Annotated in this window: 1 pseudogene; it reads left to right on the plus strand. The window is 36.9% G+C overall.

The features are described 5' to 3' along the window. A pseudogene (locus tag HMPREF3267_RS07630) lies at positions 1–791 on the plus strand (hypothetical protein); the annotation flags it as partial.

The raw sequence follows: 791 nt of genomic DNA on the forward strand, positions 1-791 counted from the left end.
CAACAGATGGCGCTGGTAACACAGTTATCCACTTTAGTGATGGTCGTAATGTTACTGTACCAAAAGGTCAAGACGGTCAAAATGGTACATCAATTACAGTAACTAATACTGAATTAGATAAAGACGGAAACGCAGTTGTTCACTTTAGTGATGGCAAAACAGTAACAATACCGAAAGGCGCTAAAGGTGATCGAGGTGAAAATGGTCACGATGGCCAAAATGGCACATCAATTAGTATTACAAGTACGACAACAGATAGTGCAGGTAATACAGTGATTCACTTCAGCGATGGTAAAAATGTTACAATTCCTAAAGGTCAAGACGGACATGCCATCGATATTCAAAGTGTTACTAAAAACCCACAAGGTGATACAGTAATCACATTTACAAATGGTAAAACAGTAACAATACCAAAAGGTGAAAAAGGTGACCGAGGCGAAAATGGTCACGATGGTCAAAATGGTACATCAATTAGTATCACAAGTACAACAACAGATAGTGCGGGTAATACAGTAATTCACTTTAGTGATGGTAAAACCGTTACAATTCCTAAAGGTCAAGACGGCACATCAGTTGGTATTCAAAACATTACAAAACAACTTACTGGAGAAACAGTTGTAACATTTACAGATGGAAAATCAATTACAATACCAAAAGGTGACAAAGGCCAAGATGGCAAATCTATAACTATTATTAGTAATACAATTGAACCAAATGGTGACCGTAAAGTTATCTTCTCAGATAACACTTCAATTATTGTGCCAAAAGGTGATAAAGGTGATCATGGTGAA

This window comes from Staphylococcus sp. HMSC62D11 (assembly GCF_001839145.1).
GTDB lineage: Bacteria > Bacillota > Bacilli > Staphylococcales > Staphylococcaceae > Staphylococcus > Staphylococcus lugdunensis.